Origin of the sequence: Synechococcus sp. CCY9201 (genome assembly GCF_034931105.1) — a bacterium.
Lineage (GTDB): Bacteria > Cyanobacteriota > Cyanobacteriia > PCC-6307 > Cyanobiaceae > CBW1002.
Genome location: NZ_JAYGIC010000022.1, coordinates 20,502 through 34,493, shown reverse-complemented (window position 1 = coordinate 34,493; position 13,992 = coordinate 20,502). Strand labels below are relative to the sequence as shown.

Genomic DNA, 13,992 nt, shown 5'->3' with positions numbered 1-13,992 from the left:
CCTTTGGCCCCTCTTCTCTGCCTCGATGGTCGTCGCGCCCACCCACCTCGGCCTGGTGTTCGGGGGGGCCTCCGGTGAGCACGCCGTGTCGATCCGCTCCGCCAACACCGTGGTGTCGGCTCTGCGCCGCGGTGCCAACGCCGAGCGCTATCGGCTCAGCTGCTTTTACATCGATCCCCAGGGCCGCTGGTGGCCGCCGGACGTGGCCGAAGCCGTGCTGGCCAAGGGAACACCTGCCGAACCCGGCGACCTGCCCCAGGCGCCCTCCCGCCCAGGCTTCCAGGGCTTTCCACCGGGTGCTCTGGAGGTGGAGGTGTGGATCCCCGTGTTGCATGGCCCGAATGGGGAGGACGGCACCATCCAGGGCCTATTCACCCTGATGGGCGTTCCCTTCGTGGGCTCCGGCGTGCTGGGTTCCGCCGTGGGCATGGACAAACAGGCGATGAAGGCCGCCTTTGCCGCCGCCGCCCTGCCCCAGGTGCCCTACGCCTGCGTCGATGCCGCCGAACTCGCTGAGAACTCCGAGGCCCTCTGGACCCGCCTGGAGCAGCAGCTCGGCTATCCCTGCTTCGTCAAGCCCGCCAACATGGGCTCCTCGGTGGGAATCAGCAAGGCGGTCGACAGGCCAAGCCTGATCGAGGGCCTGCGCCAGGCCGCCGCCCTGGATCACCGGCTCGTGGTGGAGCAGGGCGTGGTGGCCAGGGAACTGGAATGTGCCGTGCTGGGGGGTGGAGCCAGGCCGTTGCAGGCATCGGTCGTGGGCGAGATCCGCTTTGATGCCGACTGGTACGACTACACCGCCAAATACAGCGAAGGTCTCAGCCACACTGTGATCCCAGCCGAGTTGGCACCCGAGGTGAGTGAGCGGATCCGCAACCTCGCCATCGCCGCCTGCCGCGCCGTTGGGGCCACAGGCCTGGCCCGGGTGGATTTTTTCTACGACGAGGCTGGTGCTGAGCTGCTGCTCAATGAGATCAACACCCTGCCGGGCTTCACCTCCCAGAGCATGTACCCGATGCTGTGGCAGGCCAGCGGCTTACCGCTTGAGGAGTTGTTGCATCAGCTGGTGCAGGGCGCGAGAGAATGGGCTATGGCATCGGCAGCTGGAGACCCAACCCCATGACGCACGGCCTGCTCTGGCTTCCCCTGCTGCTGATCTTCATTCTCCTGCCGGCCCTTGGCTGGCTGGAGCGGCGTCGCCAGCACCTCTTCCGCACCTGGGCCGCCGGTTCGGAACTGGCCAAGCTGGATGGCTGTGGTGCCGCACGGCTCAAAGAGGGGGTGCTGAGCTGGAGCCGTTTTGAAGCCGGCACCCTCAAGCAGGCGGATGCCTTCCCGATCAAGCAGCTCGAACTGGTGGAGCTGCTGTCGCTCCATTCCGGTGAAGCGCCGCTCACCGATGAGAGCCATGGCAGTTGCCGGCTGCGGCTGGTGGGCGATGGCCGGCAGATGGATCTGCCCTTCTCCGATGCCGATCGGGCCCGCCGCTGGATGGATGAACTGATGGCGCGCTCCCGTTGCGACCTGTGAAGGCAGGCTCCCTGCAACCGGGGGTGGAACGGCGGCGTGAGCTGCGGCGCCAGCGTCGCCAAGAACGCCTCCGGAACACCTGGCGCCTGTTGGTGCTCAGCGGCCTCACCGCCGGCCTGGGCTACGTCCTGTTGCGCCAGGGCTGGACCCTCACCCGGCCTGATCAGGTGGAGGTACTGGGCAGCCGTCAGGTGAGCCGCGAGCAGGCCATCCAGGCCGCCGGCCTGCGCTTCCCACAGCCGTTGCTGGCGGTCCATCCCCACGCCCTGATGGAGAGGCTTGCGGCGGCCCTGCCGGTGGAGAAGGTGCAGGTGAGTCGCCTGATGCTGCCGCCACGACTCCGCATCAACCTGGTGGATCGCCAGGCCGTCGCCCGGGCCGAACGCCGCACGCCCAAGGGCCTGGAGCAGGGTTACGTGGATCGTCTTGGGAACTGGATGAGTGCCCGCCAGAAGATCGGCGTCCCGTCGGCCGAGGTGATGGGCCTCAAGGTGGTGGGATGGAACGAACGCCATCGTGGCTCCCTGACGCAGCTGCTGGAGAATCGCCAGGCGATTGGGCCAGATCTGCGCCAGATCCGTTTCGAGCCGGATGGCTCCCTCTGGCTGGATACGGCCAGTCTTGGCCGCATCCGCCTGGGTCCGATGGACGGACAGTTGGAGCGCCGCCTGGCGGTGCTGCGCCACCTGAAAGAGGAGCTGCCGGCCCAGGTGAAGGGCCGACGGGTGCAATCGATTGATCTGAGCGATCCGAACCAACCGGAACTGGGCCTGCCGGCTCCAGCCCGTGGTGCGTCGGCCGCCAATGCTCCGGGGGCACCGGCGCCGGTACCGATCGGTGCCCAGTGAGAGGCCTACGGCGGTTTCCCGGGCTGGTTTTGGCCAGCACACCCACACAGGGCCTTGTCATTTCAGGGTTTCAACAGGAATCTGTTCACCTCGATTCGGTGCTGGACGCCTTCCGCCGACATAATGCAGCCGCAGACCAACGGCACATGCCCTCCGATGCAGCATGACCAGGACCGACAGTTGCACCTGCCGGCCCATTCCGGCCATGCTGGACTACAGGTCGACGCCGACTTGAGACAGACACTCGTGAGCAGCAACGGCATCGTCCCCAGTCAGTCCGCCCGCATTGAGGTGATCGGTGTGGGTGGAGGCGGAAGCAATGCCGTCAACCGCATGATTGCCTCAGACCTCCAAGGGGTCGGCTACCGGGTTCTCAATACCGACGCCCAGGCGCTGCTTCAATCTGCGGCTCAGCAACGGGTGCAGCTTGGCCAGAAACTCACCCGCGGCCTTGGAGCAGGCGGCAATCCTGTGATCGGCCAGAAGGCCGCCGAGGAGTCGCGCAATGAGCTGCTGGAGTCGCTTCAGGGTTCGGACCTGATCTTCATCGCCGCTGGCATGGGCGGCGGCACCGGCACCGGGGCGGCGCCGATCCTGGCCGAGGTGGCCAAGGAATGCGGAGCCCTCACGGTGGGCATCGTCACCAAGCCCTTCAGTTTCGAGGGTCGCAAGCGCATGCGTCAGGCGGAGGAGGGCATCGCCCGCCTGGCCGAACATGTGGACACCCTGATCGTGATCCCCAACGACCGGCTGCGCGAAGCCATCGCCGGGGCTCCTCTGCAGGAGGCCTTCCGCGCCGCCGACGACGTGCTCCGGATGGGCGTCAAAGGCATCAGTGACATCATCACCCGCCCTGGCCTGGTCAACGTCGATTTCGCCGACGTGCGCTCGGTCATGTCCGAGGCCGGCACTGCTCTGCTGGGCATTGGTGTGGGGTCGGGTCGCTCCCGCGCCATCGAAGCCGCCCAGGCCGCCATGAGCAGCCCCCTGCTGGAGGCGGCCCGCATCGACGGAGCCCGCGGCTGTGTGATCAACATCAGTGGGGGTCGGGACATGACCCTCGAGGACATGACCACCGCCTCTGAGGTGATTTACGACGTGGTCGACCCTGATGCCAACATCATCGTCGGCGCCGTGGTGGACGAAGCCATGGAGGGCGAGATTCACGTGACCGTGATCGCCACAGGCTTCGACAGTGGCGGTCCCTACCGCGTGGAGCGCCCGGCGGTGACCCAGTTCACCCCTGCCGAGACTCTCAATGCCGACAGTTCAGACCAAGGCGCCAATATCCCCGCTTTCCTGCTCAAGCGCCAGACTCGCGCCGACTGAGTTCCTGCTGCCAGAAGGCGATCAGGGAAGAATTTTCACAACCTAGATATCCGCTTGAACCAGTGGTTGAGACGAGTTCTCTTCCAGTCCAGACAGCAGTTGTTCAACAGGCAGCTGTCAGGAACCTCCCTGGTTTCCTGGTTGCTACCGCTTGAGCGGAGCAATGTCTGAGAGGCCAGGTACTGAGTGAAGGGATCATCACTCCGGCTGGAGGAGTCTCTCGCTCCAAAAGTTGCCGGACTTCACTCTCCTGTTTCCCCTCCGATGACTTATCCGGAGGACTGTTGCAATCGAATGGGTGACCCGGAGTCCACGCCTGCTCTGAGCATCCCGTGTGGCTGCTCCCTTCCGGTCCTGACCAGATTTAGGCGTCAGGGCCGCGTGGGTCCGAGTCGAGGCAATGCTAGCAATGGGCCCTTCGCTGCCGTTCCGCCGTGCCCCTGCGCCCCGGTGATCTGCTGAGCCGCAAGCAAGCCGGCCTGCCGATCGCCATCCTCACCGCCTGGGATGCCCTCTCCGCGGCCATGGTTGAGGAGGCGGGGGCCGATGCCGTGCTGGTCGGCGACTCCCTGGCCATGGTGGTGCTGGGGCATCCCACCACCCTGCCGGTGACGCTGGAGGAGATGCTGCACCACTGCCGGGCGGTGGGGCGGGGTCTGCGGCGGCCGCCGGCCCATCAGCCGCTGCTGATCTGCGATCTGCCATTTCTCAGCTATCAGTGCGGTCCCGATCAGGCGATGGCGGCGGCCGGCCGGGTGCTGAAGGACAGTCCGGCCGCCGCTGTGAAGCTGGAGGGGGCCGAACCGGAGACCCTGGCCGTGATGGACCGGTTGGTGCGTCATGGTATCCCGGTGATGGGGCATCTCGGGCTCACCCCCCAGGCCGTGCACCAGCTGGGCTATCGCCAGCAGGCAAACGATCCAGCCAGCCAGGAGCAGCTGAAGCGGCGTGCCAGGCAGCTGCAGGAGGTCGGCTGCTTTGCCCTGGTGCTGGAACATGTGCCATCGGATCTGGCCACGGAACTCAGTCGGCAGCTGCTGCTGCCGGTGATCGGCATCGGCGCCGGCGATGGCTGCGATGGCCAGGTGCGGGTCACCGCCGATCTGCTTGGTCTGACCCACCGCCAGCCACCCTTCAGCCCGCCGCTGATCGATGGCCGCGGCCTCAGTGTGGAAGCTCTTCGGGGCTGGGTCGCGGGGCTGAACGCTTCGCCTGCCGCTCCTCCCACCCCTGATACCAGTCCAGCAGCTCCCGCAGCACCGCATTGCTGAGGGCAAGCCCCTTGGGATCGCTCAGGCGCCAGCGGGGGCCCTCGATCAGCAGCTGCCCGCCCTCCAGGAAGGACTGCAGTCGCTCTTGCAACGCGATCAGATCAGCTGCCGCCAGCCCATGGGAGCGGGCCAGTGCGGCCAGATTCACCCCCTCCCGCCGCCGTAACCCCACCAGCAGGCGCTCATCCAGCGGCATCCCCATGCTCTGGCTGGCCCCTGCGGCATCGGCGTTGTTCGGATCGGCTGCCGCGGCCAGCCAGGTGGCATAAGCCTCGCGGGTGCGAGGGCGGGCCAGCCGCGCGCCATCGGGAGCGCTGGTGGCCCCCATGCCAAAGCCCCACCAGCCGCCTCCGCTCCAGTAGACGCGGTTGTGGCGCGAGGCATGGCCAGGTCGGGCGTAGTTGGAGATCTCGTAATGGCCGTAGCCGGCAGCCTGAAGCCGCTCCCAGGTGAGCTCCATCAGATCCGCACCAAGATCCCCGTCCGGCAGATCCAGATTCCCCTGCTCCAGGCGACGGGCGAACACCGTGCCCGGCTCCACGATCAGGTCATAAATCGACAGGTGGGGAGGCTCCTGGGCCACCGCCGCCTCCAACTGGGCCCGCCAGTGGCGTTGCACCGCCTCAGCGGCCCCAGCAGCGGTCTCTGAGGCCTCTGGGGCCGCCAGCATCAGGGGCAGACCCTGGATCAGATCCAGGCTCCAGCTGCGCAGGCTGCCGCGTCGTCGGGCGGCGGCCAGCCAGCCGCAGGCCTCCAGCAGATCAGAACGGCGGTGCCGCCGCCCCAGGCCCGCCAGCACGGTGTCGTCGAAGCTCTGGCCCCCCAGGCTGACCCGGTTGATGCCGGCCGACAAATAGCCCTCCAGCCGCGTCTGATCGAAACTGGCCGGATCGAGCTCCAGGCTGAGTTCGGCGCCTGCCGCCAGCCCATAGCGCCTCTGCAGCGACGCCAGCAGCCCCTCCACCTGCTCCGGCGTCAGCAGCGACGGTGTGCCGCCGCCCAGGTACACGGTGGAGAGGGATGGCCCCGGGGGCGACGCGGCGATCTCCGCCTCCAGCAGGGCCAGATAGGCGGGAATCGAGGGTGAGCGGCTGCCATCGGCCCGATCCCCCAGGGGTACCACCGGGAAGTCGCAGTAGAAGCAACGGCGATGGCAGAAGGGAATGTGCAGATAGGCACTGCGCGGTGGCCATGGCCATGGGGCCGTCATGGGCGGTTACCTGGCGCAGCCAAACAGGCGGGGATCCGGCATGCTGCCCGCACCTGCACATTGAGCCCCACCGGGCGGATGCTGGACACCCTCATCCTGATCCTGTTCCTGATCTCCGGCGCCGCCACCGGCTGGCTGGGCGTTGATCTGCTGCCCGAACCGCTGCTGCTGCAGGTCACCAACCTGGAAGGTCTGCGCTGGGTGATGGGGGGCTTCGGCGCCTTCTTCGGGCTGATCGCCGGTATCTTCTTCGGCCAGCTGCGCCGCCGCCTGATGGCCCAGGTGCGCAGCATGCCCACCGATCTGCTGGTCAGCCGGGCGGTGGGGCTCATCCTCGGTCTGCTGGTGGCCAACCTGTTATTGGCTCCGATTCTGCTGCTGCCCCTGCCGTGGGAAGTGGTGCTGGTGAAGCCATTGGCGGCAGTGCTCAGCAACGTGTTCTTCGGTGTGTCCGGCTACAACCTGGCCGAGGTGCATGGCCGCACCCTGTTGCGCCTGTTCAATCCGTCCAGCACCGAAGCGATGCTGGTGGCCGATGGCGTGTTGCAGCCCGCCACGGCCAAGATTCTCGACACCAGTGTGATCATTGACGGCCGCATCCGTGGCCTGCTGGATTCGGGGCTGCTGGAAGGCCAGGTGATCGTGGCCCAGGCCGTGATCGACGAGCTCCAGGCCCTGGCCGACTCCGGCAATGCCGAGAAGCGCGGCAAGGGGCGCCGCGGCCTCAAGCTGCTCACCGAACTGCGCACCGACTACGGCCGGCGGCTGGTGGTGAACAGCACCCGCTACGAGGGCGCCGGCGCCGACGACAAGCTGCTCGCCCTCACCGCAGACACCGGCGGCACTCTGTTGACCGCCGACTACAACCTGGCCCAGGTGGCCCAGGTGAAGCAGCTGCGGGTGCTCAACCTCAGCGAGCTGGTGATCGCCCTGCGTCCCGAGGTGCAGCCCGGCGACGGCCTGCAGCTGAAGATCGTGCGCGAGGGCAAGGAGGCGGCCCAGGGGGTGGGCTACCTGGAAGACGGCACCATGGTGGTGGTGGAAGACGCCAGCGGTCGCATCGGCGAACGCCTGCCGGTGGTGGTGACCGGGGCTCTCCAGACTCCCTCCGGTCGCATGGTCTTTGCCCGCTGCGAACCGCAGCCCTCTGGCGGCAAGACGGGCGGAAAGCCGACCCCCACAGCCCCTCGCGGCAGCCAGACCAACCCCCGCTAGGCTCCTGGCCAAGCCTCAGGTGCTCAGCGGATGTCGGTGTCGGCCCCCTACTACGGCGATTCAGCCGTCCTGCGCACGCCGCCGCCGGACCTGCCCAGCCTCCTGCTGAAGGAGCGGATCGTCTATCTCGGTCTGCCCCTGTTCAGCGACGACGATGCCAAGCGGCAGATGGGCATCGACGTGACTGAGCTGATCATTGCCCAGTTGCTCTACCTGGAGTTCGACAATCCGGAGAAGCCGATCTTCTTCTACATCAACTCCACCGGCACCAGCTGGTATTCGGGTGATGCCATCGGCTTCGAGACCGAGGCCTTCGCCATCGCCGACACGCTCCGCTATGTGAAGCCGCCGGTCCACACCATCTGCATCGGCCAGGCCATGGGCACGGCCGCCATGATCCTGTCGGCCGGCACGAAAGGCCACCGAGCCGCCCTGCGTCATGCCTCGATCGTGCTGCATCAGCCCCGCAGCGGCGCCCGTGGCCAGGCCACCGACATCCAGATCCGGGCCAAGGAAGTGCTGCACAACAAGCAGACCATGCTCGAGATGCTGGCCGCCAACACCGGCAAGAGCGTCGAGCAGCTCTCGCGCGACTCCGACCGCATGACTTACCTCACGGCCGAGGAAGCTGTGGAGTATGGCCTGATTGACCGGGTGCTCACCAGCCAGAAGGATCTGCCCGGCCCCGCCAAGGCGGCCGGCATCAGCTGAGCCGATCAGTTTCGTTCCAGTGCGGCCCCGGCCGCCATCCCCCAGTTCCCCTCCGCCACTCGCACGTCGTCATGCCCATCGGCACCCCCAGCGTTCCCTACCGCTTGCCCGGCAGCCAGTACGAGCGCTGGGTCGACATCTATACCCGCCTTGGGGTGGAGCGCATCCTGTTTCTTGGCTCCGAGGTGACCGATGCCGTGGCCAATGCCCTGGTGGCCCAGATGCTGTATCTGGATTCTGATGATAACTCCAAGCCGATTTATCTCTACATCAACTCTCCTGGTGGATCGGTGACCGCCGGCTTGGCGATCTTCGACACCATGCAGTATGTCAAGAGTGATGTGGTGACCATCTGTGTTGGCCTGGCGGCCAGCATGGGCGCTTTCCTGCTGGCCGCCGGCACGAAAGGCAAGCGGCTGGCGCTGCCCCACAGCCGGATCATGATCCACCAACCGCTCGGCGGCACCAGTCAGCGACAGGCCTCGGACATTGAGATCGAAGCCAAGGAGATCCTGCGCATGAAGGACATGCTGAATAACAGCATGGCTGAGATGACGGGCCAACCCTTTGAGAAGATCGAGAAGGACACCGATCGAGATTATTTCCTCAGCGCCGCTGAGGCCAAGGATTATGGACTGATTGATCGTGTGATTGCCCACCCGAGCGAGGCCTGAGCCGTGAAGGATGCAGCGGCATCCTCAGAACAGGAGCAGGGGGCGTCAGCTCATTCCACCAGGAATCTCCTGCCGGGGCTGCCGCTGGTCGATTCACCGTTGTTCCCCACTCTCCGATCCAAGGGTGCGTTTGGCCAATATCTCGCTGCAGCGGAATCCCTTCACAACAAAGGATATGCCATTGTGGATCTTGATGAAGCCACGATTGCAACCTTTGCGGAACCTATCTGCAGCTCCCTGAAGCCATGCTTCGATCTTGCTGCTTGGCGCCACTCGACGGATCACCATTCCCTTCGCATCCAGGATGCCTGGAAGAACGAAGCCAGCGTGAGGCACCTGGCGCTTCTTCCTGAAATCCTCGATCTTCTGGAGACTGTCTATGGGCGCAAACCCTTTGCCTTTCAGACCCTCAATTTTCCAGTCGGAACTCAGCAGCACTTTCACAGTGATGCGGTCCACTTTCACAGTGAGCCAGCCGGATTCATGTGTGGAGTCTGGATTGCCTTGGAAGACATCCACTCCGATTCAGGCCCCTTGGAGTACTTCCCATGCAGTCACCGGCTTCCCTACCTCCAGCTTCGCGATATCGGCAAGCAGGTGTCGGACGACCTCCCAGCCACTCAGGAGATTTTCCATGCTGTCTGGCAGGCCATGGTCCGCAGTGAAGGACTGCAGAAGCTGACCTTCACGCCTCGGCGGGGTCAGGCGTTGATCTGGGCGGCCAATCTGTTGCACGGGGGGGCGGCCGTCAGGGATCGGGGCCTAACGCGATGGAGCCAGGTCACCCATTACTTCTTCGAAAACTGTCTTCACTACACGCCTCTGCACAGCGACTGGCCATGGGGCTCAATCGCCTGGCGCAGGCCCCTGGATGCGGCGACCGGTGCGATCAGACCAGTCACCATCCCCGACTGGAAAGACGATGCTCTGATCGCACGGTTGGCCGACTTCACTCCTGAGAACTATCTGACGGTCAATCCTGATGTGAAGGCAGCGGGGGTGAATCCCTGGGTCCACCTGCTTCGGCATGGATTGCGAGAAAGACGGTCCTGGTGACGTCTGCTTGAAGGATCCCCTTGGGCGCAGCCGTACACTCGCCGTTTGCCCTGCCCGCCGCCGGATGGCCCAGCTCTTCTACGACTCCGATGCTGATCTCAGCCTGCTGAACGGCAAGACGGTGGCGATCATCGGCTATGGCTCCCAGGGCCATGCCCATGCCCTCAACCTCAAGGACAGCGGCGTCAACGTGGTGGTGGGCCTGTATGAGGGCAGTCGCTCGGCCGACAAGGCCAGGGCCGATGGCCTGGAGGTGCTGAGTGTGGCCGATGCGGCCGCCAAGGCCGACTGGATCATGGTGCTGCTGCCCGATGAGGCCCAGAAAGCGGTGTATGAGGCGGAGATCGCGCCGCACCTGAGCGCCGGCAAGGTGCTGAGCTTCGCCCATGGGTTCAATATCCGCTTCGAGCTGATCAAGCCCCCCGCCGATGTGGATGTGGTGATGATCGCCCCCAAGGGCCCTGGGCACACGGTGCGCTGGGAGTACCAGAACGGCATGGGCGTGCCTGCCCTGTTCGCCATCCACCAGGACGCCTCCGGCAATGCCCGCGGCCTGGCGATGGCCTACGCCAAGGGCATCGGTGGGACCCGTGCCGGCATTCTCGAGACCAATTTCAAGGAAGAGACCGAGACCGATCTGTTCGGTGAGCAGGCCGTGCTCTGCGGTGGCCTCAGTGAGCTGGTCAAGGCTGGCTTCGAGACCCTGGTGGAGGCCGGCTACCAGCCGGAGCTGGCCTACTTCGAGTGCCTGCACGAAGTGAAGCTGATCGTCGATCTGATGGTGAAGGGCGGCCTCACCGCCATGCGCGACTCGATCTCCAACACCGCCGAATACGGCGACTATGTGAGCGGTCCGCGCCTGATCACGGCCGACACCAAGGCCGAGATGAAGCGCATCCTGGCCGACATCCAGGACGGTACCTTCGCCCGCAACTTCGTGGCCGAATGCGAGGCCGGCAAGCCCGAGATGACCAAGGCCCGCAATCGCGACGCCGCCCATCCGATCGAGCAGGTGGGCAAGGGTCTGCGTTCGATGTTCAGCTGGCTCAAGGCCGCCTGATCCCGACCCGGCGCCTGTCACCATTCTGGGTCCGTGCCCTGCCGGCACGGACCGTTGTCGTGACCGCCCCATGCGCTCGCTCCGCCTCTCCCTGCTCTGGGGCAGCGCCCAGGCCGGCACCAGCCTCACCCTGGCCTCCACCGCCTGGATGGTGAGCGGCCTGACGCCGTCGCCGCTGCTCAACAGCCTGTTGCCGGCCCTCGGCACCCTGCCGGTGCTGTTGCCGCTGCGGCGCCGAGCCTCCGGCTATGGACTGCAGCTGGTCAGCGTGATGCTGCTGCTGGGCGTGAGTCTGGGCAAGCTCTCCGGCTGGCCGGCCACCGGGCTGCTGATGGCGTCCCTGCTGGCGGTTTTGCTATTCGGCATCGGCGGAGAACTGAGCCAGCTGCCGTTGCAGCGGCGCCTGCTGCGCTCGCCAGGACTCTCGATCGAAGGCCTGCGGCAGGGCAGTGACCTCGGCTCCCTGGCGGGCAACCTGCTCACGGCCGTGTTGTTTCCGGCCGTGAGGCAGTTCGTGCCGGCTCTGTTGTTGCTGCTTCCCCTCGGGGCCACTGCTCTGATGCCGCGGGAGCAGGCTCCGGTTGGCTCGGCTGATGGCGCTGCGGAAGCGACTGCCGCGGCTGCGGTCCTGCCCTCGATGGCCCCGCTGCCCCTGGATCGCCACTGTGTGCTGCAGGGGCTGCTGTTCGGCAGCCTCTTCGCGCTGCTGCCCCTCTGGGTGCGGGCCGTGGGGGCAGGCAACTGCTTTGACTTCGCCATGGTGCTGGCGGCCTACGGCGTGGGCCGCAGCCTTCAGGGCCGCCTGCCGGTTCTGGCGACCTGGGCCCGCTATGGGCTGATGGCTGGCTTGCTGCTGCTGACCCAGGTTCAAGCCTTGCCGGGCTGGGGGGCGGTGCTGCTGTTTGTGCCCATCGGGGCTCTGGCTGCCGCCGCTGATGGAGCCTTGGTGGATCGCCTGGCCGTTCGGGGCGACGCTCCCCTGCGCTGGCAGACCTTGCAGCGCTCCGGCGCTGTGGGCGGCCTGGCCGGCAGCCTGGCGATGGGCCTGCTCACCCAGTCGCTGGGCCTGGGCCAAGCCATTCCGCTGCAGGTGCTCGCCTTTGTGGCGATGGCGCTGCTGCTGGGCCGGCCGCCACGGCCTGCGGTCTCCAGCTGAGCGATGGAGGCCTCTGTCCTGCCGCCGCTGCTGCGTCTGGTCCCCCTCGCCCCGATGCTCGCGGTTCTGGCGGGCGTGGCCCTGGATCGGCTGGTGGGTGATCCGCAGCGCTGGCTTCACCCGGTGCAGGTGATCGGCTGGGGCATCGGATGGTTCCGTCGGGTTGCTGAAGATTGGGCGGGCGATCGGCCCGGACGCTTGCGCCTGGCTGGCACCGGCCTCACCCTGCTGGTGGTCGGTCTGAGCGGCCTGGCTGGTTGGCAGGTCGAGCGGCTGACCCTTGTGCATCCGGTCGCGCTGCCGCTGCTGGTGATCGCCCTGGCCAGTGCTCTGGCCGGCCGCAGCCTGGAGCAGGCTGTCCAGGCCGTCGTCGCGGCTCTGCCGCCGTTCACGTCAGGGCGCTCGCCCGCTGATCTGGAGCTGGCCCGCCAGCGGCTGGCCTGGATCGTGGGCCGCGATGTGGATGGCCTGTGCCGCTCTGAGATCCTGCGGGCTGCCGCGGAAACCGCCAGCGAGAACGCGGTGGATGGTGTGTTCGCGCCCCTGTTCTGGATGCTGCTGGGTGCGCTGCTCTGGTGCGCCTGGCCTGATCGTGCTCTGGTCGTCCTGCCCGGCCCCCTCTGCCTGGCCTGGAGCTTCAAGGCGGCCAGCACCCTGGATTCGATGCTCGGTTACCGCCAGGGCCGTCTGCGTTGGCTCGGCACCGCCGGCGCCCGCCTCGATGATCTGCTCACCTGGCTGCCCTGCCGGCTGGTGGCCCTGAGCCTGCCGTTGGCGGCGGGTCGGCCAGGTTCAGCCCTGGTGAATTGTCGCCGGGCTCTGTTGCAGGGGAGGCCGGACCCGTCCCCCAATGCAGGCGTCTCTCAAGCCGCCTATGCCCTGGCAGCGGATGTGCAACTGGGGGGGCTGAACCATTACGGCGGCCTACCGAAGCTGAAGCCGGTGCTCCATGCCGCCGGAAGGCCCGCCGATGCACTGGCGGTGACCCGCATGCTTCAGCTCACCAGACGGCTCACGGGGCTGTGGTTGCTGTCGGCCCTCGCCATTGCCCTTGCCCTTGGCGGTTGCATTGACGTGACACCGTGGTCGACTCAGTAAGCGCCGCGGTCCGTGGGGTCGAGGATCACACTGAAGGTGCGCAGGATGATGCGCAGGTCCATCCAGAAACTCCGGTGCCGCGCGTAGGACACATCCAACTTGACCCGCTTGGCATAGGTGAGGTTGTTGCGGCCGGAGACCTGCCATAGGCCGGTCAGACCGGGCCGCACGGCCAACACTTCATCCATACGGTCTGCGTAGCGATCCAGCTCCTTTTCCACGATCGGCCGCGGACCCACCACGCTCATCTCACCGCGCAGCACATTCACGAACTGGGGCAACTCGTCGAGGCTGGAGCGACGCAGGAATTTGCCGAGGCGGGTGATGCGTGGATCCTTGCGCAGCTTGAAGTCGTTGCGGTATTCCTCCTCCAGATCGGGCGATTCCGCCAGCAGGGCGGAGAGCAACCTGTCGGCATCGCGCCGCATCGTGCGGAACTTGATGCAGCCAAAGCTGCGATAGCCCCGTCCCACCCGCTGCTGCACATAGAACACCGGCCCGCGGGAGGTGAGCCTGACCAGAAGGGCGAGCAGCAGGAACACCGGCGCACCCAGGCTGAGCACCGCCAGCGAAAACACGATGTCGCCGCTGCGCTTGATCACCCGCGAGCGCCTCGACTGCAGGCGAATCAGCTGATGGGCGGAGGGTCGCTTCACCAGTATGAGCGGGGAGGGCAGGGACAGCCGCCGCAGGGTTCCTGGCGGGGCCGTCCAGGCACCGACCAGGGAACCACCCCCAGAGAAAGCAGGGGAGGGTGCGGCGGAGATGGTCGCAGACCCTGCGTTGGCAGGTCGGGAGGCAGGGGCAAGAAACGTAGCGGCAGACGGCAGCGAA

The 13,992-nt window shown here is 66.4% G+C and carries 14 protein-coding genes and 1 other RNA gene; 12 read left to right on the top strand and 3 right to left on the bottom strand.

The features are described 5' to 3' along the window. Positions 1-25: 25 nt before the first annotated feature. From VB716_RS01970 to ftsZ, 4 genes are all read left to right on the top strand, one after another. Positions 26-1,123 carry a D-alanine--D-alanine ligase family protein gene (locus tag VB716_RS01970; RefSeq protein WP_197153775.1) on the top strand — a complete coding sequence of 366 codons (1,098 nt, stop codon included), beginning with the start codon at positions 26-28 and terminating at the stop codon, positions 1,121-1,123. Continuing rightward, complete coding sequence (locus VB716_RS01965; protein ID WP_197153774.1) at positions 1,120-1,530, top strand: hypothetical protein; 411 nt, start codon at positions 1,120-1,122, stop codon at positions 1,528-1,530. Before VB716_RS01970 ends, VB716_RS01965 begins: the two co-directional genes overlap by 4 nt. Further along, positions 1,527-2,378 (top strand): cell division protein FtsQ/DivIB, encoded by an 852-nt coding sequence (locus tag VB716_RS01960; protein ID WP_323269587.1) that lies wholly within the window; start codon positions 1,527-1,529, stop codon positions 2,376-2,378. Before VB716_RS01965 ends, VB716_RS01960 begins: the two co-directional genes overlap by 4 nt. Positions 2,379-2,609: 231 nt before the next feature. Continuing rightward, complete coding sequence (gene ftsZ, locus VB716_RS01955; RefSeq protein WP_231605119.1) at positions 2,610-3,707, top strand: cell division protein FtsZ; 1,098 nt, start codon at positions 2,610-2,612, stop codon at positions 3,705-3,707. A gap of 297 nt (positions 3,708-4,004) precedes the next feature. Here the strand turns inward: ftsZ and ffs are convergent. Then, an RNA gene (gene ffs / locus VB716_RS01950) (signal recognition particle sRNA small type) lies at positions 4,005-4,101 on the bottom strand. Positions 4,102-4,147: 46 nt separating this feature from the next. Here ffs and panB point away from each other — a divergent pair. Further along, positions 4,148-4,978, top strand: coding sequence for a 3-methyl-2-oxobutanoate hydroxymethyltransferase (panB, locus tag VB716_RS01945; protein ID WP_323269593.1), 831 nt, complete (start codon positions 4,148-4,150; stop codon positions 4,976-4,978). Here panB and VB716_RS01940 read toward each other — a convergent pair. Continuing rightward, complete coding sequence (locus tag VB716_RS01940) at positions 4,872-6,188, bottom strand: coproporphyrinogen-III oxidase family protein (protein WP_323269586.1); 1,317 nt, start codon at positions 6,186-6,188, stop codon at positions 4,872-4,874. The genes panB and VB716_RS01940 overlap by 107 nt on opposite strands. Positions 6,189-6,266: 78 nt before the next feature. On the opposite strand from VB716_RS01940, the gene VB716_RS01935 reads away from it, so the two are divergent. The 7 genes from VB716_RS01935 to cbiB all read left to right on the top strand — a co-directional run bounded on the left by VB716_RS01935 (position 6,267) and on the right by cbiB (position 13,158). After that, positions 6,267-7,403: a PIN/TRAM domain-containing protein gene (locus tag VB716_RS01935; protein ID WP_197153770.1), complete on the top strand. Its 1,137-nt coding sequence runs from the start codon at positions 6,267-6,269 to the stop codon at positions 7,401-7,403. 30 nt (positions 7,404-7,433) lie between these two features. Then, the gene (locus tag VB716_RS01930) at positions 7,434-8,114 is read left to right on the top strand and encodes an ATP-dependent Clp protease proteolytic subunit (protein ID WP_197153769.1); all 681 of its coding nucleotides are present in this window, start codon (positions 7,434-7,436) and stop codon (positions 8,112-8,114) included. A 71-nt stretch (positions 8,115-8,185) separates the two neighbouring features. Continuing rightward, on the top strand, positions 8,186-8,788 hold the full coding sequence (locus VB716_RS01925) for an ATP-dependent Clp protease proteolytic subunit (protein WP_197153768.1): 603 nt from the start codon (positions 8,186-8,188) through the stop codon (positions 8,786-8,788). Positions 8,789-8,791: 3 nt separating this feature from the next. Further along, entirely contained in the window at positions 8,792-9,844 is a 1,053-nt protein-coding gene (locus VB716_RS01920) for a phytanoyl-CoA dioxygenase family protein (RefSeq protein WP_197153767.1), read from the top strand. A 64-nt stretch (positions 9,845-9,908) separates the two neighbouring features. Beyond that, positions 9,909-10,904: a ketol-acid reductoisomerase gene (gene ilvC, locus VB716_RS01915; protein WP_197153766.1), complete on the top strand. Its 996-nt coding sequence runs from the start codon at positions 9,909-9,911 to the stop codon at positions 10,902-10,904. A gap of 70 nt (positions 10,905-10,974) precedes the next feature. Continuing rightward, entirely contained in the window at positions 10,975-12,060 is a 1,086-nt protein-coding gene (locus VB716_RS01910; RefSeq protein ID WP_322757543.1) for a hypothetical protein, read from the top strand. Between the two features lie 3 nt (positions 12,061-12,063). Continuing rightward, on the top strand, positions 12,064-13,158 hold the full coding sequence (gene cbiB / locus VB716_RS01905; protein WP_322757544.1) for an adenosylcobinamide-phosphate synthase CbiB: 1,095 nt from the start codon (positions 12,064-12,066) through the stop codon (positions 13,156-13,158). On the opposite strand, the gene VB716_RS01900 is transcribed toward cbiB, so the two are convergent. After that, positions 13,152-13,850 (bottom strand): sugar transferase, encoded by a 699-nt coding sequence (locus VB716_RS01900; RefSeq protein ID WP_370594701.1) that lies wholly within the window; start codon positions 13,848-13,850, stop codon positions 13,152-13,154. The two genes, cbiB and VB716_RS01900, sit on opposite strands and share 7 nt — an antisense overlap. Between the last annotated feature and the right edge of the window lie 142 nt (positions 13,851-13,992).